The organism is Clostridium sp. (assembly GCF_036781005.1).
Lineage (GTDB): Bacteria > Bacillota > Clostridia > Clostridiales > Clostridiaceae > Clostridium_B.
Genome location: NZ_DAIQBT010000001.1, coordinates 158,963 through 178,752, shown reverse-complemented (window position 1 = coordinate 178,752; position 19,790 = coordinate 158,963). Strand labels below are relative to the sequence as shown.

General features: G+C 30.4%; 23 protein-coding genes and 1 pseudogene. 3 read left to right on the top strand and 21 right to left on the bottom strand.

From position 1 onward, the window contains the following. Window positions 1–84 precede the first annotated feature (84 nt). Window positions 85–942 (top strand): YitT family protein, encoded by an 858-nt coding sequence (locus V7Q02_RS00785; protein WP_373844507.1) that lies wholly within the window; start codon window positions 85–87, stop codon window positions 940–942. Between the two features lie 51 nt (window positions 943–993). Here the strand turns inward: V7Q02_RS00785 and V7Q02_RS00780 are convergent, their stop codons facing one another. The 10 genes from V7Q02_RS00780 to V7Q02_RS00735 all read right to left on the bottom strand — a co-directional run bounded on the left by V7Q02_RS00780 (window position 994) and on the right by V7Q02_RS00735 (window position 7,024). After that, window positions 994–1,215, bottom strand: coding sequence for a DUF3006 domain-containing protein (locus tag V7Q02_RS00780; RefSeq protein ID WP_333859046.1), 222 nt, complete (start codon window positions 1,213–1,215; stop codon window positions 994–996). A 90-nt stretch (window positions 1,216–1,305) separates the two neighbouring features. Then, window positions 1,306–1,863 (bottom strand): hypothetical protein, encoded by a 558-nt coding sequence (locus V7Q02_RS00775; RefSeq protein ID WP_333859045.1) that lies wholly within the window; start codon window positions 1,861–1,863, stop codon window positions 1,306–1,308. Window positions 1,864–2,027: 164 nt separating this feature from the next. Further along, entirely contained in the window at window positions 2,028–2,234 is a 207-nt protein-coding gene (locus tag V7Q02_RS00770) for a DUF1657 domain-containing protein (protein ID WP_333859044.1), read from the bottom strand. A gap of 32 nt (window positions 2,235–2,266) precedes the next feature. Then, the gene (spoVAE, locus tag V7Q02_RS00765) at window positions 2,267–2,620 is read right to left on the bottom strand and encodes a stage V sporulation protein AE (protein ID WP_333859043.1); all 354 of its coding nucleotides are present in this window, start codon (window positions 2,618–2,620) and stop codon (window positions 2,267–2,269) included. A gap of 22 nt (window positions 2,621–2,642) precedes the next feature. Next, complete coding sequence (spoVAD, locus tag V7Q02_RS00760; protein WP_333859042.1) at window positions 2,643–3,644, bottom strand: stage V sporulation protein AD; 1,002 nt, start codon at window positions 3,642–3,644, stop codon at window positions 2,643–2,645. After that, window positions 3,645–4,124, bottom strand: a complete 480-nt coding sequence (spoVAC, locus tag V7Q02_RS00755; protein ID WP_333859041.1) for a stage V sporulation protein AC — start codon at window positions 4,122–4,124, stop codon at window positions 3,645–3,647. It lies immediately after the preceding gene. Between the two features lie 11 nt (window positions 4,125–4,135). After that, window positions 4,136–4,996, bottom strand: a complete 861-nt coding sequence (locus tag V7Q02_RS00750) for a DUF421 domain-containing protein (RefSeq protein WP_333859040.1) — start codon at window positions 4,994–4,996, stop codon at window positions 4,136–4,138. Between the two features lie 17 nt (window positions 4,997–5,013). Continuing rightward, window positions 5,014–5,220 carry a DUF1657 domain-containing protein gene (locus tag V7Q02_RS00745; RefSeq protein WP_333859049.1) on the bottom strand — a complete coding sequence of 69 codons (207 nt, stop codon included), beginning with the start codon at window positions 5,218–5,220 and terminating at the stop codon, window positions 5,014–5,016. Between the two features lie 182 nt (window positions 5,221–5,402). After that, entirely contained in the window at window positions 5,403–5,966 is a 564-nt protein-coding gene (locus V7Q02_RS00740) for a metal-iron-binding protein (protein ID WP_333859039.1), read from the bottom strand. A gap of 137 nt (window positions 5,967–6,103) precedes the next feature. Beyond that, window positions 6,104–7,024 carry a patatin-like phospholipase family protein gene (locus V7Q02_RS00735; RefSeq protein WP_333859038.1) on the bottom strand — a complete coding sequence of 307 codons (921 nt, stop codon included), beginning with the start codon at window positions 7,022–7,024 and terminating at the stop codon, window positions 6,104–6,106. 119 nt (window positions 7,025–7,143) lie between these two features. Between V7Q02_RS00735 and V7Q02_RS00730 the strand changes: the two genes are divergently transcribed. Continuing rightward, a complete protein-coding gene (locus V7Q02_RS00730; protein ID WP_333859037.1) occupies window positions 7,144–7,539 on the top strand; it encodes a hypothetical protein in 396 nt (131 codons plus the stop codon). A gap of 3 nt (window positions 7,540–7,542) precedes the next feature. Here the strand turns inward: V7Q02_RS00730 and V7Q02_RS00725 are convergent, their stop codons facing one another. The 9 genes and pseudogenes from V7Q02_RS00725 to V7Q02_RS00685 form a co-directional block, all read right to left on the bottom strand. Further along, window positions 7,543–8,502, bottom strand: coding sequence for an ROK family protein (locus V7Q02_RS00725; protein ID WP_333859036.1), 960 nt, complete (start codon window positions 8,500–8,502; stop codon window positions 7,543–7,545). Next, window positions 8,484–10,185 (bottom strand): annotated as a pseudogene (locus tag V7Q02_RS00720) (alpha-glucosidase). The gene V7Q02_RS00725 and the pseudogene V7Q02_RS00720 overlap by 19 nt, the downstream one beginning before the upstream one ends. Window positions 10,186–10,343: 158 nt before the next feature. Then, entirely contained in the window at window positions 10,344–10,565 is a 222-nt protein-coding gene (locus V7Q02_RS00715; protein WP_333859035.1) for a FeoA family protein, read from the bottom strand. Window positions 10,566–10,750: 185 nt separating this feature from the next. Further along, entirely contained in the window at window positions 10,751–10,888 is a 138-nt protein-coding gene (locus tag V7Q02_RS00710) for a FeoB-associated Cys-rich membrane protein (RefSeq protein WP_333859034.1), read from the bottom strand. Between the two features lies 1 nt (window position 10,889). Next, window positions 10,890–13,037 (bottom strand): ferrous iron transport protein B, encoded by a 2,148-nt coding sequence (feoB, locus tag V7Q02_RS00705; RefSeq protein ID WP_333859033.1) that lies wholly within the window; start codon window positions 13,035–13,037, stop codon window positions 10,890–10,892. 61 nt (window positions 13,038–13,098) lie between these two features. Further along, a complete protein-coding gene (locus V7Q02_RS00700; RefSeq protein ID WP_333859032.1) occupies window positions 13,099–13,320 on the bottom strand; it encodes a FeoA family protein in 222 nt (73 codons plus the stop codon). Window positions 13,321–13,347: 27 nt separating this feature from the next. Next, window positions 13,348–13,563: a FeoA family protein gene (locus V7Q02_RS00695; RefSeq protein ID WP_333859031.1), complete on the bottom strand. Its 216-nt coding sequence runs from the start codon at window positions 13,561–13,563 to the stop codon at window positions 13,348–13,350. A gap of 284 nt (window positions 13,564–13,847) precedes the next feature. After that, complete coding sequence (gene infC / locus V7Q02_RS00690) at window positions 13,848–14,360, bottom strand: translation initiation factor IF-3 (protein ID WP_333859030.1); 513 nt, start codon at window positions 14,358–14,360, stop codon at window positions 13,848–13,850. Window positions 14,361–14,914: 554 nt separating this feature from the next. Then, window positions 14,915–16,228, bottom strand: a complete 1,314-nt coding sequence (locus tag V7Q02_RS00685; protein WP_333859029.1) for an NRAMP family divalent metal transporter — start codon at window positions 16,226–16,228, stop codon at window positions 14,915–14,917. A 226-nt stretch (window positions 16,229–16,454) separates the two neighbouring features. On the opposite strand from V7Q02_RS00685, the gene V7Q02_RS00680 reads away from it, so the two are divergent. Then, window positions 16,455–17,132, top strand: a complete 678-nt coding sequence (locus V7Q02_RS00680) for a helix-turn-helix domain-containing protein (protein WP_333859028.1) — start codon at window positions 16,455–16,457, stop codon at window positions 17,130–17,132. Between the two features lie 61 nt (window positions 17,133–17,193). Here V7Q02_RS00680 and V7Q02_RS00675 read toward each other — a convergent pair whose 3' ends face one another. Together V7Q02_RS00675 and metA are read right to left on the bottom strand one after the other, a co-directional pair. Further along, on the bottom strand, window positions 17,194–18,012 hold the full coding sequence (locus tag V7Q02_RS00675) for a purine-nucleoside phosphorylase (protein ID WP_333859027.1): 819 nt from the start codon (window positions 18,010–18,012) through the stop codon (window positions 17,194–17,196). A gap of 34 nt (window positions 18,013–18,046) precedes the next feature. Next, window positions 18,047–18,973 (bottom strand): homoserine O-acetyltransferase MetA, encoded by a 927-nt coding sequence (metA, locus tag V7Q02_RS00670; RefSeq protein WP_333859026.1) that lies wholly within the window; start codon window positions 18,971–18,973, stop codon window positions 18,047–18,049. Between the last annotated feature and the right edge of the window lie 817 nt (window positions 18,974–19,790).

Genomic DNA, 19,790 nt, shown 5'->3' with positions numbered 1-19,790 from the left:
TACAACAAAAATATCCCGCATTTATGCGGGTTGTAGCGTTTTGCAAACACCTAAATTAAATAATAAATAAAAGGATGTGGTTCGGTGGAAAAAAAAGGTCGCAAAATATTCAAAGTATTTGTTAAATTCTTGTTTATGCTTATCGGAGCTGCCATGGCAGCTGTAGCCCTGGAAATATTTTTAATTCCTAATAGCGTAATAGATGGAGGTGTTACCGGTATATCTATTATGTCTAGTTATCTCACGGGTTTACCACTAGGGTTATTTATCTTTATTTTGAATATACCTTTTCTAATAATCGGATATAAGCACATAGGAAAAACTTTTACAATCTCTACTCTATTTTCTGTAACTGCTTTATCAATTATTGTTTCTTTTCTAGAACCTATTAACAGTATAACAAATGATACTCTTTTAGCCTCAGTTTTCGGAGGAATACTACTTGGAATTGGTATTGGATTAATTATGCGAAATGGTGGTTGTTCTGATGGCACAGAAATTATAGCTATAATTTTGGACAAGCGTACTGGATTTTCTATAGGTGAAGTTGTAATGATTATCAATATATTTATATTAAGCAGTGCAGGAATACTATTTGGCTGGGATAGAGCCATGTATTCCATGGTAACTTACTTTATAGCTTTTAAATTAATTGATATAACGGTGGAAGGATTGGATGAATCAAAGGCTGTATTAATAATTACCAACAGATCACAGGATATAACAGATGCTCTTCTTGCAAGGCTTGGAAGAGGTGTTACTCTACTAGATGGAAAAGGAGGATATACTAATACTCCTACTAATGTATTATATGTGATAGTATCCAGATTAGAAATATCCAAATTGAAATCTATAGTTAGTGATTTTGATAAAAATGCTCTTATAACCATAGGACACGTAGAAGTTTCTGGAAAAAGTTATAAGAAAAAGTCAATTCACTAAAGCCAGGAGTATTTTAACAGTATGTTAAAATACTCCTGGCTTTATAATTAGTTAATTCCACATATTTTTAGTTAATGATTCAATATGTTTTTTTCTTCTTTCCGTTTCACCTACATCCATGATTATCTTATCACCTTCAATAATAAGAACACAACCCTCTTTTGCATTACTAGGTAATTTTATTCGTTTTATGTCTATCATGGTTCTATCCTCTTTTTCACAAACAGCATAAGGACCCTCAAATCTATCTATTACTACTTTTATTCCATCCATCACTAACCCCCCCCCTTTGTATATAATATATCAAATGATAAAAAACATATATACTTGTATTTTTTATATATTATACCATATATTTCTATATCATTCTACTTTTTTATTAATAAATATATAAACTCCCTTTTTATCCTCTAAAAAATTTATATTAATAAATAATTCCAATAATACACCTATAAATATCCAAACTATAGAATTAATTAATATATAATTTGTAAACTGCTCTACATAATTTAAAGTAAATGTAAGGTTTTTTAATATATATGAACTAGGCGTTATCATAAATATAGAATAAAAAATTCCTAAAGGAATCCATAAATTTAAAAGTCCTATAAGTAATTCATTTAATTTTACGATAACATTGGACTTTCTTTTTGCATTTTCTTCAGAAAACTCAGAAAACCTAGTATATAAATTCCATCTTATACTTTGAGCTAATACTAAAAGAATAGAAAAACTTATAATCATATATATCATATAAAATAAGAATTCTTTTAATAAATAGCCCTGTTTGAAAGTTACACTTTTTACAACTAAAAATATTAATATAAACATAATTATAATCATAAGATTTTCAAGATCAAATATAAATTTTACTTTTCCTTTAATTCTCATCCTCTCCCATTCATTATAATTATATTTCATATCTCCCTCCTATAATTATTGTTTATACTTATTATATAATATATGCTAATTTTTGTTAAGTATGGTTTTTGGTTTACTTTTTGTTTTATAAACATAATATTTAATATGTTTATAAAACAAAAATCCATAATTAAGGTAATTATGGATTTTTGTTTTTATTATTTTTAATTCTTATTATATTGAGGTTCCTGTTGTTGTATAAATTGCTGCCTTCCTTTAAGTACTTGTAATGCTTCATCTAAATTTTGTGCTATATTTTCAAAATCACCTTTGGCACCTTCGTCCTGAGTCTCCAGCGCAAATGTTTTCATAGTCGCACAAGCACTTTGAATTCCAGCTATAGCCTGCTGCATCTGAGTTCCAACTGTCATACCTTATCACCCCCTTTCTAGATATAACTTAATTATCCTTTGGGTTTAAAAATTAATGCACCTATAAAACCAAATATTATAGCTGCTGAAATACCTGCACTAGTAACTTCAAAAATTCCTGTTAAAACTCCTATTAATCCGTATTCTTTAGCCTCCATAAGAGCTCCTTTTACAAGAGAATTTCCAAAACTGCTTATAGGTACAGAAGCACCTGCACCTGCAAATTTTATTAAAGGTTCATATAAGCCAAATCCACCTAATATAGCTCCTATTACTACAAGAGTAGTTGTAGTATGTGCTGGAGTAAGCTTAAATACATCCATCATTATTTGCCCTATTACGCATATTATTCCTCCAACTAAAAATGCCCAAAAAAATTTTTCCATATAAATAAAATTCACCCCTTCTCTACATTTCTATGGACACTGCATGTGCAACTCCGGGTATACTTTCTTTCTGCTGATAAGACATAGGAGACATTAATGCACCTGTTGCAACTATTAATATCTTCCCTAATTTTTTTCGTTTCATTTCCTTTAAAAAATGCCCATAAGTTACTATAGCAGAACAGGCACACCCACTGGCACCTGAAAATACAGGTTGATCTTTTTTATAAATTAAAGTACCACAATCTTTAAACACACCCTTTGAAAATTCAAATCCATCTCTTTTTAACATATCTTCAGCTATTTCGTGACCGATTTTGCCTAAATCTCCAGTAGCTATAATATCGTAATCAGAAGGTGTTCTTTTCAAATCTCTAAAATGTGCCTCAATGGTATCTACAGCAGCTGCTGCCATAGCAGCTCCCATATTAAATGGATCTGATATTCCCATATCAATTACTTTTCCTATAGTAGCTGTAGTAACCTTTGGTTTATCATTAGCCTTTCCTATGACTGCGGCACCAGCTCCAGTTACAGTCCATTGTGCTGTTGGCGGCTTTTGGCCTCCATATTCCGTAGGATATCTAAATTGCTTTTCAGCCGCAGCATTGTGACTTGAAGTCCCACAGAGCACATATTCCGCTCCATTATTGTCAACAATAAAAGAAGCCAATGCCAGGCCTTCCATAGAACTTGAACAAGCACCAAACACTCCTAAATAGGGTATTTTCAAAGTTCTGGCTGCAAAACTGCTGGTAATTATTTGGTTCATAAGATCTCCACTTAAAAAGAAATTTATATTTCCATTTTTTAATTTTGAATTTTTTACAGCCAAGTCACAGGCTTCCTCCAATAATTTCTTTTCAGCTTTCTCGAAACTGTCCTGACCAATCCAAATATCTTCATGAAGCAAATCAAATTCCCCTGCTAAGGCACCCTTGGCCTCAAAAGGTCCTCCTACAGCAGAACACCCAAGTATTGCAGGCCTAGATTCAAATATCCAAGATTGATGTCCCTTAATCATTTAAATCCCACCTAACCATTTGATGATTACCTGTAATGTAGCAACTATAAATGCAGCAAAAACGCCAAAAGTTATTACTGAACCGGCCAATTTAAACATATTTCCCCCTACTCCAAGTACATATCCCTCTGTTCTATGTTCTATAGCACAAGAAGCAATAGAATTGGCAAAACCAGTAACTGGTATGGCAGTTCCTGCACCAGACCACTGTGCTATATGATCAAATACTCCGAATCCTGTAAGTATTACAGATACTATTATTAAAACTGCAGAAGTTGGATTACCTGCAGTTGTCTCTGTAAAGTTAAAATATTTTATAAACATAAATTGCAGTCCCTGACCTATAGTACATATGCTTCCGCCTACAAGAAAAGCTTTAAGACAATTTCTAACCACTTTTCTTTTAGGTTCCTTACCTTTTGCAAGATTTTGATACTCTCTTTGAAAAGGTGTTAATTTTTTATTTTTCTTATTTGACATATTATCACCTTCTATCTTAATAAATAAGGTTTCAATTCTTCTATTACTTTTTTTAATATAACAGAATCTTTTTCATAGCTGCTCTTTAACTTTTCATCTTCAGTTTCAAGAGCAAAAGACATTAAATCTGACTGGACCTTTTCAAGATTTGCATATAATATCTCCCTTACATTGCACTTTGGAACTTCAATAATATCATCAAACAAATCCACATAAAGTTCTCCCTTAGAATTTACCTGACCTATAAACACATTATCCAAATATATCCCCAGCAACTCCAGTTGAGTATTCAGCCACCCTTGATTTAACCCCAAATTACTTAAGGATTCATTTATTACATTTCCATCTAAAATTACAGTTTGAGGTGCTCCTTCCGGTGATGTCTGTATTCCTAAATCTTTTGCGGTAACTGGTTTTTTATCCGACTTCAACACAACATTCATATCTCCAGTTGATTCCATTACTGCAAATTCAACGTCAGCTAAATTGAATATATTTTTATAACGAAGTTCCCTCAATAAATCTTCTGCACTATATCTTATTTTCCCTAGATTTTCTTCCATGACTTTTCCTTCTTTTATTACTACAAGTTCCCTGCCATTTATTAAATTATATATAAGTTTACTTTTCATACACAAATAATCCAAAACTATCGGTAATAAAAACCATACCGCCAAAGCCAATATTCCAAATACCCAATTATTTATAACATTTACAGAAATTAATGCTGCAAGAATTGCTATGACACTATAATTTATAAAATTAAAAGCATTTATCGTGGATGAATGTTTCTTTCCCATTATTCTTATAAAAGCTAAAGATATAAAAAATAATACTGTAGATTTAATTAAAATTACAATCCATGGTTTCATATTATGACTCCTCCAAATCAATTGCCTTTATATTGTGGTTCTTCACATTCTAGAAATTTTAATCTTTTGTCTAATTTTTGAGTTACGCCGCCCACATCCTCCAGAGCTTTTCTATATACAGCCTTGGCTTTTTTATTCTGTTCTTGAAGAGAATATATTCTCAAAGTACTTTCAATACTCTTAAGTGTAACTAATGTACTTTTTACCCTTGAACCAACAGTCAATGCCAACACGCCTCCCTGTAATTTCATACTTTTATTAATTTTTCATAAATAGTTTTACCATATTTAAAATAATTATTACATGTAATAAAATCTATGGGTACTTTTTTTGAAATATGTAGTTATTTTTAAGTATAAAAAAGAGCTTTAGGTTCCTCTAAAACTCTTATAATTAATTCATAAAATTATTCACCTGTAAGTTCTATATGTTCTTTTTCAACCTTAGAAAGCACCTGAAATACCTTTACAATGTTTTCTTCATGAATTTCCTTTTCATATTTTCTATAATACTCCACGGCATGTTTCTCTCTTTGACAGGCTGCAGCAATCAAAAGTTTATCGGTATTATATTTTGAATAATCCATGTCCCTAAGTACTGGAATTTCTTTAATGTCAGCTATTTTCTTATGAATTCTAGCATGCATATATTCTATGTTTGATAAAGCCTTAAACATATCTTTTACATTTTCGTCTTTTGCCATATGTGAAGCTTTTTTATAAAAATCTCCATTAAAAACTTCCAATTTAACTGCATGATCTATTATTTTCAAATCATTTTGCTTCAATTTATTTCTATCATATTTTATTTGTTGTCCATCTTCTATTAAATATTCAATTGGTGCCCCACAAAATGGGCAATACATTATTTTTTCTTTACTATTTGAATTTATAAATGCTTCTTTATTAAAATTATAATTCTTTTCATTTATTCTCATGCCACAAACAATACAAGTCATTTTTTTAGCCATATAAATACTCCTTTCTAAATAGCTTTTGATTTTAGTATAACATAAAATAAGTAATTTTCTATGAAAATAAGACTAATGCAAACTCTACACTAGTCTATTTTAAATTAATTCATTTTTAAAATACATGGTATAATTTTTTATTTAATTACATAATCCCTTATATAATTTTGAAAATCCCATAGATGCAGGAAACGCTCTGCACTATTATAACCTGATTTAAATAATTTTAATCTCATTTCTTTAGAAATGTTAAACTCAGTGGCTTTAACTCCAAGAGTTGGAATAAAAACAGTTCTTACTGCATACTTATCTTTTACATATATTTCTTCATTTTTATCCAGCATAGTTTCCATTATATCAAACAGATATGAAATAAAATCAGTTTTTTTAGATTCCTTATAATTCACACTGTTTTCTACCAATTTAAATCCTATAGTAGGCCAGGCTGGAACCTTTTCCGTATCGAATATCCAAATAGGGAAATTGCTAAGTATCCCTCCATCAACTATATAACTGCAGCCTTCTTTATAATAAAATTTTACCGGTTTAAAATACAAAGGTATACTTATACTCATTCTTACTGCTTCGGATATTTCAAACTTCATGGGGTCTATTCCATAGTTTTTTAAATCATCTGGCAATATCAACATGGTTTTTTTTGTTATATCCGAAGCTATTATTTTAAGAGGGGATTTTCCATCTACACTTATATCGCCAAAAGTTATCTTGCCTTTTTTAATCAGTAATTGTCTTATATACTTTTCTACAGCATCTGAAGAATATATACCTTTATCTTTAAAAAATGAGATGGATTTTTTTATCAAAGAAAGTTTCCATATTTTTTTCCTTTTAAAAAACATTTTTTCATCCAAATTCATCATTATATCCTTTAATTCTTCTCCTGTATATCCTACTGCCAAGAGAGCAGCTATTACTGCTCCTGCAGAAGTTCCTGCAAACCTGTTCCATTTATATCCCATTTTTTCAAAATAACATACCGCCCCTATAAGCCCTATTCCTTTCATTCCTCCACCTTCAAATACAGCATCTACTATCAATAAAATCACCTCCATATATAACTATGTAAGTGATCAAAAATAGGCTACTTTAAAAAATTGAATATTATTTAAAATAAGTGGAAAAATAGATTATATATTTTACAAGGAGGATGGTAGAAATGAGAATTGAAATTGATTATAGGGGAACAAAAAATGCAAATATTGCAGTGGAAGAACTCAGTTTAAATGGATTTAGCACAGCTCTCGATTTAAATGATAATTATATAGACATAAACACTATGACCTCAGATTCAGAAATGAACTTTTTAAACATAATAAATTATAGAAATTCCCTATACAGTTCTCCTCCTGGAAGTCCTATAATGGGAGGCTTTGGTAGTTTTAGAGAAATAGAAAATACCTGTTATAAAGTAATAGTAAACTTAGATTTCATTACAGATGATGATATAAATAAATTAAATAAAATTATAAAAGAAACTGGTGGAGAAATTAGAACACCTCTTCCCTCAGTTTCAGATATATATGATACAGATGAAAATCATATTATTTCTTAAATTTTAATATTTTTCTTCTTCCGCCATAAATGCAAGTGCTGCAGCCCCTATGACGCCTGCATCTGCTTTTAAAAGTGCCGGGAGTATCTTTGTGTTTTTACTCACTACATCAAAGCATCTTTTTTTTACTACTTCATTTATTTTATCAAAGATTATTTTTCCTCCTCTTGAAACTCCCCCGCCTATAATTACAACTTCAGGATCTAAGCAAGTAATTATATTAGCTACACATATACCCAGATAATCTAAAGCCGTATTCAATATATTTTGTGATACATTATCTCCTAATTGAGCTTCTTTAAAGACCTCTTTTGAGGTTATATTTTCATACATTGTAAGAGTGGTATTACACCCCATATCCACCGCTTTTTTTGCCTCTCTTGCTATAGCTGTTCCAGAAGCCATTACTTCCGCACAGCCAAGATTGCCACAATTACAGAGAGGACCTTGTGGTTCTAAAGTCATATGGCCTATTTCCAGGGCATTTTTTGTATTACCCCTATATATGTGTCCATTCAATATGGCTCCTCCTCCTATCCCTGTAGAAACAGTTATAAACACCATATTCTCAGTTCCCTTTCCTGCTCCAAACATATATTCTCCCATGGTTGCAGCATTACCATCATTATCTAGAAACACAGGCATTTTAAAATGTTTTTTTAAAGGAGCTACAATATTAAAATTTTTAAAAGGTAAATTTGGAGTACATATAATCTCTCCCTTATCAATATCAAGAGGACCTGGAGCTCCTACTCCAATACACTTTATTTCTTTACTGTCTATTTCCTGGAACTCAATTACTTTTTCTGTGATTTTTATTATATTCTCTAATATATATTTTTCCCCTTTATCTGCTTCAGTAGGCAAAGTACATTTATTTATTATTGCTCCTTTAAAGTTCACTAAAGCAGCAGCTATTTTAGTACCTCCTAAATCCACTCCTATTACATATTTTTCTTCCACTCCAAATTTTCCTCCAAACAATTAATTTAATTTATAAATCCTAGTTTCGTAAGGCCTTAATGTACATTCTGTAATACCTTCATCCTTCTCTATAGGATAATTACCTAATAGAAAATTTGAATACTTCAATTCTATTGTGTCATATCTATATAATACATTACTTGAACTAAAATTACATATAACAATAGCCTTTTTATCCTTAAAGTTTCTAACATATGCAAATATACTGCTATGTTCTTTTAAAATCATCTCATAATTTCCATAAATAAAAACTTTATTTTTTTTTCTGATACCAATTAGTTTCTTATAAAAATTAAGTACGGACTTGGAATCCTTTAATTGATTTTCCACATTAACTTTCTTATAATTTTTATTTATATAAAACCAGGGAATACCCTCAGTGAAACCTGCATTTCTTTTATCATTCCATTGCATAGGACTTCTTGCATTATCTCTTGAAGATAGCTTTAATATTTTTATTATTTCCTCTTTAGACATTCCATCCTCTATCTTATTATAATAAAATTCCTTGCTTTTTATATCCTTATATTCTTCAATATTTTTTAACTCTATGTTGGTCATACCAATTTCCTGACCCTGATATATAAAAGGAGTACCTTGCATCATAAAATACATAGCTGCAATACAGGTAGCACTTTCCCTTAAATAATTATAGTCTCCAAAAACAGAAACAATACGAGGCACATCATGATTTTCTACAAATAGTGCATTCCATCCTTTATTATCCAACCCATTCTGCCATTTTGAAAGGATTTCTTTTACATCCAATATATTTATATTACTGTATAATTTTGATTCGAACAATCTTAAAAGTTCAAACTGAAATATCATATTAAGTATACCGTATTTTTCATTTATCCAAAGAGGTGCCTCCTCCACAGTAACCCCATTTGCCTCTCCTACAGTGACAATATTGCCTTTATTAAGTGCTTTTTCTTTAAGTTCCTTTAAATAATTAAAAATCCCACAGACATTAGTATATCTTTCAAATGCATCTGCATACTTTTCTCCTTTTATAGATGGCATTTTTTTATCCAGTACATCCTTTTTTATATGACTTATGGCATCTATTCTAAATCCATCTACACCTTTTTCAAGACACCAATTTATCATAGCATATATTTCCTCACGCATTTTTATGTTTTCCCAGTTTAAGTCCGGCTGATTTTTAGAAAATAAATGAAAATAATATTCTTTAGTATTTATATCATACTCCCAGACAGACCCTCCAAATATACCCCTCCAGTTATTAGGTTCATTCTCTTTACTCCCCTGCTTCCATATATAAAAATTCCTCTTTGAATTGTATTTACTGCTTTTGGATTCAATAAACCAGGGATGTAAATCACTGGTGTGATTTATAACTAAATCAATCATAAGTTTCATATCACGCATATGGACTTGTTTTAAGAGCTCATAAAAATCATCTAAGGTTCCAAAATCTGGTGAAATATCTCTATAATCACTAATATCATATCCATTATCACAATTAGGGGATTTATAGATAGGAGAAATCCATATTGCATCTATACCTAAATCCTTCAAATAATCCAACTTTGTAATTATACCTCTTAAATCACCTATACCATCTCCTGTAGAATCCATAAAACTTTTTACATATATCTCGTAGAATATTGCTTCTTTCCACCAAAATTGTTTCATTCCAGACACCTCACGTACATTATATTACTTAAATTATATTACAATTCCTCCTTTAGTATATACAAATTAACTTTAAAAAATAATAGCATTACAAAATGATATTGAATTTGATTATCATTAATATATTTATAAAAAAGTGCGTTTATTAAATAACTATTCTATACTTCCTTAACTATGACTTTTTGAGCCATTCCTCTTCCCAGTGCAAGTCTGGTTTCTCCTATTTTTATAATTAAAGGCCCTTCATCATTTCTAACCATTTGTATAACCATTCCTTTATTCAGCCCCATTTCCATTATTTTCTTACATATACGCTCACTGCCTTGTATATCATTAACCTCAGCATACCTTCCTATTGATACCCCATTTAATGGCATCATATATAACACCTCCTCCTTATTTACATTTAAACATCTATCTTATGTACTCAGTAATTCAGAAGTTCAGGTGGAATTTGTCTATGATAAGTGCTTGTCCCTCTGATATGCCATTTTTATTTATAATCTAAATTACAATCTTAAAATATAAAAAAGATTGGAAAGAAAATTCCAGTCTTTTTTATATTTTAATGTTCACGCTTTTCAGATTTACTACAGCCAGAGCAACCGCAGCCACAGCTGCCACCTTTGTGGGATTTATAAGTCTTATATCCCGCAAAAGCTATTATGCCAAGTAGAACTACTCCAACTATTACAGTAGACATATTATACCACCACTTTCTCTTTTTCAGACTCACTAACTTTATTATTAATCTTAACAGGTTTTCTAAACAAGAGATAAATGAATACACAAACTAAAGCAATAGCTACAATTGTACCTATACCAAAACTTCCACCTGTAAATAATGTGCCCAATTGATACACAATAAGTGCAATAACATATGCAAATCCAGTCTGATAACCTATGGTAGCCCATGTCCATTTTGCTGAAGCCATTTCATTACGAACTGCACCAATAGCTGCAAAACAAGGAGCACATAAAAGATTAAATATAAGGAATGTATATGCTGAAAGAGGAGTAAATGCAGCCTGGAGACTTCCCCAAACCTGTGCACCATCTTCAGCTACTTCAGCAAAGCCATAGAGAATACCAAAAGTTCCTACAACATTCTCCTTAGCTATTAATCCAGTTATTGAAGCTACAGAAGCTTTCCAGTCACCCCATCCAAGTGGAGCAAATAGTGGTGCAATTACATGTCCAATACTAGCAAGTATGGACTGTTCTATATCTACCATTTTAAAAGTCCAACTAAATGAACTTAACAGCCAAACACCTATGGTAGCAAGAAGTATTACGGTTCCTGCCTTTTTAATAAATGATTTTGAACGCTCCCATGTATGAATAAGAACACCTTTAACACCTGGTACATGATAAACCGGAAGTTCCATTACAAAGGGAGCCGGATCTCCTGCAAAAACCTTTGTTTTCTTTAAAATAATACCTGAAACTATAATAGCAGCAATTCCCAAGAAATATGCAGAAGGTGCAATCCAAATAGATCCCGGAAACAAAGCCCCTGCAATTAAAGCAATAATAGGAAGCTTAGCTCCACAAGGTATAAAGGTGGTAACCATAATTGTCATTCTTCTATCAAGCTCATTTTCAATAGTTCTACTTGCCATGATGCCAGGAACACCACAACCTGTTCCCACAAGAATTGGGATAAAAGACTTACCTGACAGCCCAAATTTTCTGAACAATCTATCCATAATAAATGCAATACGTGCCATATAGCCACAATCCTCAAGTAAAGCAAGACATAAAAATAATACCATCATTTGAGGCACAAAACCAAGTACAGCACCTACACCAGCAACAATACCATCTAAAATAAGAGAATTTAGCCAATGAGCAGTACCTATAGCTGTTAGAAAACCTTCTACTGCATTAGGTACAATATCAGTAAATAAAACATCATTTACCCAATCCGTTATCCATACTCCTATTGTTGAAATAGAAAGATAATATACAAGGAACATAACAACTGCAAAAATAGGTATTGCTAAAATACGATTGGTTACAATCTTGTCAATCCTATCAGAAACTGTTAACTTATTTCTATTTTTCTTATGAACAGCTTGTTTTACAACTTTGCTTATATAAGAATATCTCTCATCTGTAATGATACTTTCACTATCATCATCAAATTTTGTCTCACATTCATCTATAATGTCCTCTATACGTTCTTTTATATCATTTGGTAAAGTTATCTGTTCTTCAACTTTTTCATCCCGTTCAAATAATTTTATAGAAAGCCAACGAGAATTTAGTCCATTTAAATTATATTTAATGACATCTTCAATCTGTGAAAGAGCACTTTCCACTCCCTTTGAAAAAGTATGCTTTGGAGAAGAACTACCCTTCATTTTAGCAAGTTCTATTGCTTTTTCAGCTATTTCCTTAGAGCCAATGCCTTTTAATGCAGATGTCTCAAAAACTTCACAGCCAATAGCTTCTCCCAATTTCTTTGTATCTATGGTATCTCCATTTTTACGAACCATATCAATCATATTTACAGCCATAACCACAGGTACGCCAATTTCCATAAGTTGTGTGGTAAGATATAAATTTCTTTCAATATTGGTACCATCCACAATATTAATAATACAGTCTGGCTTTTCATTAATTAAATAATTCCTTGAGACAACTTCCTCCAGTGTATATGGAGAAAGAGAATAGATTCCAGGTAAATCTTGGATAATAACATCCTTATGGCCTTTAAGTTTACCTTCTTTCTTTTCAACAGTAACACCAGGCCAGTTGCCCACATACTGGGAACTGCCTGTTAAATTATTGAACATAGTTGTCTTACCGCTATTTGGATTACCAGCAAGAGCAATTTTAATTGACATTTGCATCCCTCCTAATTAGTATCAATTATTAAAATTTTATAACTTTTAATGAAGTATTAATTTAACTTACCTCTACTATTAAAGCTTCTTCTTTCCTGAGACTAAGTTCATAGCCTTTTACATTGATTTCTACAGGATCTCCAAAAGGAGCTACTTTACGGACATAAACTTCGGTTCCTTTAGTTAATCCCATATCCATAAACCGTCTTTTTATGGCTCCTTTTCCATGTACCTTAACAATAGTAACTGTTTCACCACATTTGATGTCTTTTAATGTTTTCATATAATTAATCTCCTTCCTGTTATAAATTTACTGTACCATAATTCTCTTTGCCATAGATTTATTTAAAGCAATCCGGGCATCTTTCACATGCAAAATCAAATCTCCAGATATCTCAGCTACCACAGTTATGTCCTGTCCAAGAACAAATCCAAGATGCTCCAAATGACGGCGAACCTCATCGTTACCTAAAATATTCTTAACACTACCTGTCTCTCCTACCTTTACCATTGTAATTGGTATCATAATACTTCCTCCTCTTCTACAAATTCTATAAAGACCGTGATATAAATTTATTTCAAAACATTACTTAATTTTAAAAAACATTATGTATATAATAATTAATTATATTCTAATTAAATTTGCGATAATGAAATTCAATATCATTCACTGCATATTATTTATTATAATACACTAATTTTTTTTTGTAAACAGAGTATGCAAAATTGTTGTATTTTTTGCAAAAAAATAAAATCAGGACTTTAATTCGTCAAGCCCTGATAGAACTTTTTATATTTTTATTAGACCTACTACTTTTTAGGAGCTAAAATCATAAACATATTATTCCCTTCTAATCTAGGAGCTCTCTCTACAGATGCTTCCTCTCCAACTTTACCTAAAAATACATTTAAAACATTTCTGCCTAAATTGGTATAATTATTTTGTCTCCCTCTAAACCTTATAGACACTTTGACCTTATTACCTTTAGCTAAAAACTTTCTTGCATTATTAGCTTTAATCTCTATATCATTTTGCTCAATAGTAGCACTCAGTCTAATCTCTTTCAACTCAACAATTTTTTGATTTTTTTTAGCAAGCTTTGCCTTTTTGGACTGTTCATAGACAAATTTACTATAATTCATTATTTTACATACCGGCGGTTTAGCCTGTGGTGAAACCATCACCAAATCCATACCCTTTTCTTTTGCCATATCTAGAGCCTCTTTGGTATTTATAATAACACTATCTTTTTCTCCTACCAATCTAACTTTCTCTACTCTAATTTCTTCATTTAAGTTATTAACTTTATTAATAATATACACCTCCGCAATTTTAAATTTACCTATTTATTATTATATATAAGGATTTACCCTTCTGCAACTATAAATATACTTATTTATTGTATTATTCCAATATTCACTCACCTAAAACAAAAATTTAAACTCTAAGCTTTTTGCAATTCATGAATTTCCTTTTTGAAATGTTTCTTGTAAAAATACCTAAACATAAAGTAATTGTAGGTAGAATATAATACAATAGTGCATCATGATATAATTCTTTCCAATGAACTTCTGGAAATTACCTAGTGCATATTCTGCTATAATATAATTTCTACCCATATATAAATAAACTATATAAACAATCCATAAAATAAACATATATTAAAAACTAAACACATTATAATACATACAAGTGTAAAAGTTAAAATAAATGTTCTATAAAAAGCAGAAATATTATAATTTTTCACCCTGAAACCTTCTTCCTGAATTTAAACATGCCAAATAAATATAATCCTTTATATTAAATAGGTTATTTCATACTGTACCATGGTATCATGAAAACTTTTAAGGTACAAGTATTTACTTTTATAATTTAATTATAAAAGACTCCATAAAAAAAGCATACTTGTTCCTATAAAAACCGCTGCAATCATATACGCTCTTATATTTAAAAATAAGCTGTTTTTGTATTTGCCCATAACCTCTTTCTTATTTGAAAGCAATATAATAAAAATTATAATAGGAATCATTATAATTCCACTTATTATCTGAGTAATAAGTGCCATAAAATTCAAGGAAAGATTAGGTATTAAAATAATCAGTGCTGCTATAACTACACTTCCTACATATACGGTATAAAATTTACGGGCTTCTTTTATCTTATTATTTAAACTATGGGGCCAATTAAAAGCATCTGCTACACACCAGGAAGAAGATAGTGATATTGTAATTGATGCTAACAGACCTGCATTGAATATGCCAAGGGCAAATAATATACCTATGCTTTTTCCAAAATAATTGGTAAAACCAAGTATCAATTCAGCAGGTCCTGCATTTTCTATATTCTGTACATGGCCAAATAATGCAGCTCCAAAAATAAGTATGGAAATAGCTATTATTACCTGGACTATACAGCCTATACGAATATCCATACGTCTTGCTAGAATATGACTTTCCCCTATACCTCCTTTATCCATATAGGCACTGCTTTGGAAAAATACCATCCAGGGTGCTATTGAATTGCCGCAAACAGCTGCAATATACCACAATAAATCATTATTACCATGAATCAAATTGAAAGATATAAAGTTATGTGGAATAAATACTGCACTTGGATGAACAATAAAAGCAATAATAATAAATAACACATTAGAACTGCCTATTAAAAGTGCCATTTTTTCCTTCTTTTTATATCCTGCAAATATAATGATTGATAGTACAAGTATTAAACTTATAGCCGTACCTATCAAAATAGGTATACCAATAACAATTAATCCTGCGGTCATACCTATAAATTCCGTAGAAAGCATTAAAATATTTTCTACAATTAAAACAGCCACATTATACTTCATCCAATACTTCCCATAATATTTTTCAATAAGCTTTATAAGACTTTTCCCACTCATAGTTCCAACTCGCATTGACATTTCTTGAACTGTATAGGGTATTATAACAAGGAAAATACAAAAAGGTATGAATAGACTTATACCAAATTTCATACCTGTTATACAGTAAGATATCACTCCTCCAGCATCATTGTCTCCCATGGCAGCCAAAAGTCCCGGTCCTATAACTGTCCAAAATAACGCACTGCGGGTTAAATATTTTTTTTCTTTTTTATCTATAATATTATAAAATTTTGATTTACCTATATTAAATCCTTCTAATCTATTCTCATTTAAACCATTCATTTTATTGTTACCTCCAAAACAGATTACATATCCAACTGAATCTAATATCATAGTATACTTATATGTAAAAATTGTTTCTTATTTTTCAAATTAACATTGAAATAAATTCAACATAACAAAATTATAAAAGTCTATTATACTAACATACACCCCACTGCATATACTTTAATATAACTAATTATATTGATTTTTAAATACCTTTAATTGATTGAGGAGTGAGATAAGTGTGTATGAAAACAAAAAAAAATCCCAATTAGGCTCTATGATTAGAACTTTGCTAAAAGAGAATTCTCTTTCTATGCGCAAATTAAGTTCTATAAGTGGAATAGACACCGCTACTATTTCAAGAATTGTAAATGGAAAACAAAATGCAAATATGAACCATCTTCGGATTCTTTCTAAATATTTAAATGTACCCATAAAAAAATTATTAATAGCGGACGGATATGATATGGCCTCTTTAGATGAGGATTCCATGGATTCACCTTCTCTTATAAAAAATATCCATGAACTATTAAAATTGCCCGACTTACTAAATTACAAATGTGATTTATCCAAAATAGAAGAAGAACTATCAAAATATAAAATATATGCCCTTACAGAAGAAGGGCAAAATATTATATATAAAGATTTCAATAAAAAAATAGAAGCTGTAAACGGAGATGGTTTTTTTATTGAGGAATTAAAAGAAATGTACAAAAAATTCTGCGACCAAAGTATTCCAGAGGAAATTCATGCCCTACTTGGAAGTGGATTGCTCTACTTTATACTTTCTGTGGATATTATACCTGATTATATATTTCCAATAGGATATCTAGATGATATTATAGCTATAAAATTAGTACTCCACAATATACTAGAGGTAAAACAAAAAAATGAAAAAGACATGTATAAGATACTTTAAATATTTATTTCTATCAAAACTATAAAGTAAGGCACCAAACCTTTAGATTTAGTGCCTTACTTTATAGTTCCTTTAATATTTCTCTCAAAAGTAATTTGAAATTTTCAGATACCTCAGATGAGGTTTTTATAACCTCTTCGTGATTTAGAGGCTGCCTTAGTATTCCAGCTGCCATATTAGTTATACAGGATATTCCCATAACTTTAATACCACTATGGTTTGCTGCAATCACCTCTGGAACTGTGGACATACCTACTGCATCTCCTCCCATTATACTTAGCATATTTATCTCTGCAGGTGTTTCGTAACTTGGTCCACTCATGTATACATATACTCCCTGCTGCAGTGGTATATTTAATTGAAGGGCTGCATTTTTAGCTATTTTCATAAGATCCCTGTTATAAGCTTCAGACATATCTGGAAATCTGGTTCCAAAGTCCTCTAGGTTTTGTCCTCTAAGAGGATTTTGTCCAGATAAATTTATATGGTCGTTTATAAGCATAAGTTCACCGCTTTTATAATTTTTATTTACTCCCCCTGCGGCATTAGTAACTATAAGTATTTCCACTCCCAATCTTTTCATTACCCTTATTGGAAAAGTTACCTCTTCCATAGAATATCCTTCATAATAATGAAACCTTCCCTGCATAACAATTACACATTTACCTTCAAGATTTCCTATAACAAATCTATTTTTATGTCCTTCCACTGTGGAAACAGGAAAATGTGGTATTTCATTGTAATTATAAATCTTAGCTTCTTCAATTTCCTCTGCCATATCTCCTAATCCTGAACCCAGTATAATTCCTATTTTAGGTATGTTTTTTATATTATAATTTATATATTCCACTGTTTCTCTTATCTTCATACCAAAATCCATAATCAATCTCCTTTCTAATATGTAAAAATATCTATTATAAATAAGAAGGTATTTTAGTTAAATCATAAGGTGTTTCCTGATAAACATAATAATTAAGCCAATTTGAAAATAACAAATCCGCATGGCTTCTCCACTTAACTATAGGTTTCCTATCTGGATTATCATCAGGAAAATAATTTATAGGTATTTTTATATTTTTACCCTTTGAAATATCTCTCATATATTCTTCTTTCAATGTAAGAGGATCATACTCTGAATGTCCTGTTACAAAAATTCTTCTTCCCTTGTCATCCAAAATTAAATAAACTCCGGCTTCTTTAGATTGTGCCAGTATAGTCAATTCCTTGACTTTTTCAATGTCAGCCCTTTTCACTTCTGTATACCTAGAATGAGGCACATAAAATTCATCATCAAATCCTCGTACAAGTTTTTCTTTTTCTTCTAAAACTTCATGTTTAAATACTCCAAATAACTTTTCCTTTAACATATATTTGGGTATACCATAATGATAGTATAATCCCGCTTGTGCACCCCAACATATATGTAATGTAGAATATACGTTATATTTGCTCCACTCCATTATTTCCTTCAACTCTTCCCAATAATTCACCTTAGAAAATTCTAAATGTTCTATGGGAGCTCCAGTAATAATTAGCCCATCAAATTTTTCATTTTTTATGTCATCAAAAGTCTTGTAAAAATTAGTTAAATACTCTTCTGAAGTATTTTTACACACATGGGTTTTTAAATGGAGTAATTCAATCTCAATCTGAAGCGCAGTATTGCCTATAAGTCTAAGCAATTGAACCTCCGTAGTGATTTTAACAGGCATAAGATTTAAAATAGCAATTTTAAGCGGTCTTATATCTTGATGAAAGGCCACATTTTCAGACATTATAAATATATTTTCACTATTTAAAATTTCAGCAGCAGGTAAATCATCTCTTATTTTTATTGGCATAGCATCACCTCTAAATAACTTAATTGTATTAAATTTCGTTAAATTTCATTATATCACAATATTACAGCCAATTATATTTGAAAATTAAAATTTTACAGAAAAAAACCTCACTATAATTTTTACATACTATAGTAAGGTTTAAATCTATTTTATTTGGTCTATATATTATAGAAGAAGTATATTTGTATATAAAGATATAAAGAACACAAGAATTTACCTTACACCAGTATAAATAGTTTAATATCCAATTATAATCCTTTATTATATTGCTATAAATTAAAAACTATAATTAAACAGTTCGCCACTTATATTGATGATTCGTTCAACCATATAACATACCTACACAGCCACATACAACCCTTTAGCTGTATATAACCATCTCAACACCCTATATGACCTTCGCTGAACCTTATACAACAATTTGGGATCCTATTATAATCAATATACTCAACTATAATAAAACCTTTCACCGACATATAAAATCCACCCTTAATTGTATATATTGCGTTCTTTAACTTTTAGCGTGAACATTACAAAAACTTACTAAGAAGTATTTTTAAAAGTATCTACTAAATTTCTAAAAAGCTATATACAATTTCCGGCTAGCTTATATATATTCTTAAATATAAGAACATATATAAGCTTCGGCTCAATTCTCATGCTCTTTACACTATTTAATATACCCTGATATAAAAAAATAATTCACTTTTTCTTTATGTAAATTTTAGTTATTCTATTTTGTTACACACATTTTAAAAAATTTTTAAAAATGTGTTGACCCTAACATTGTGTCATAGTGTAATATAAAGTCCTGTAT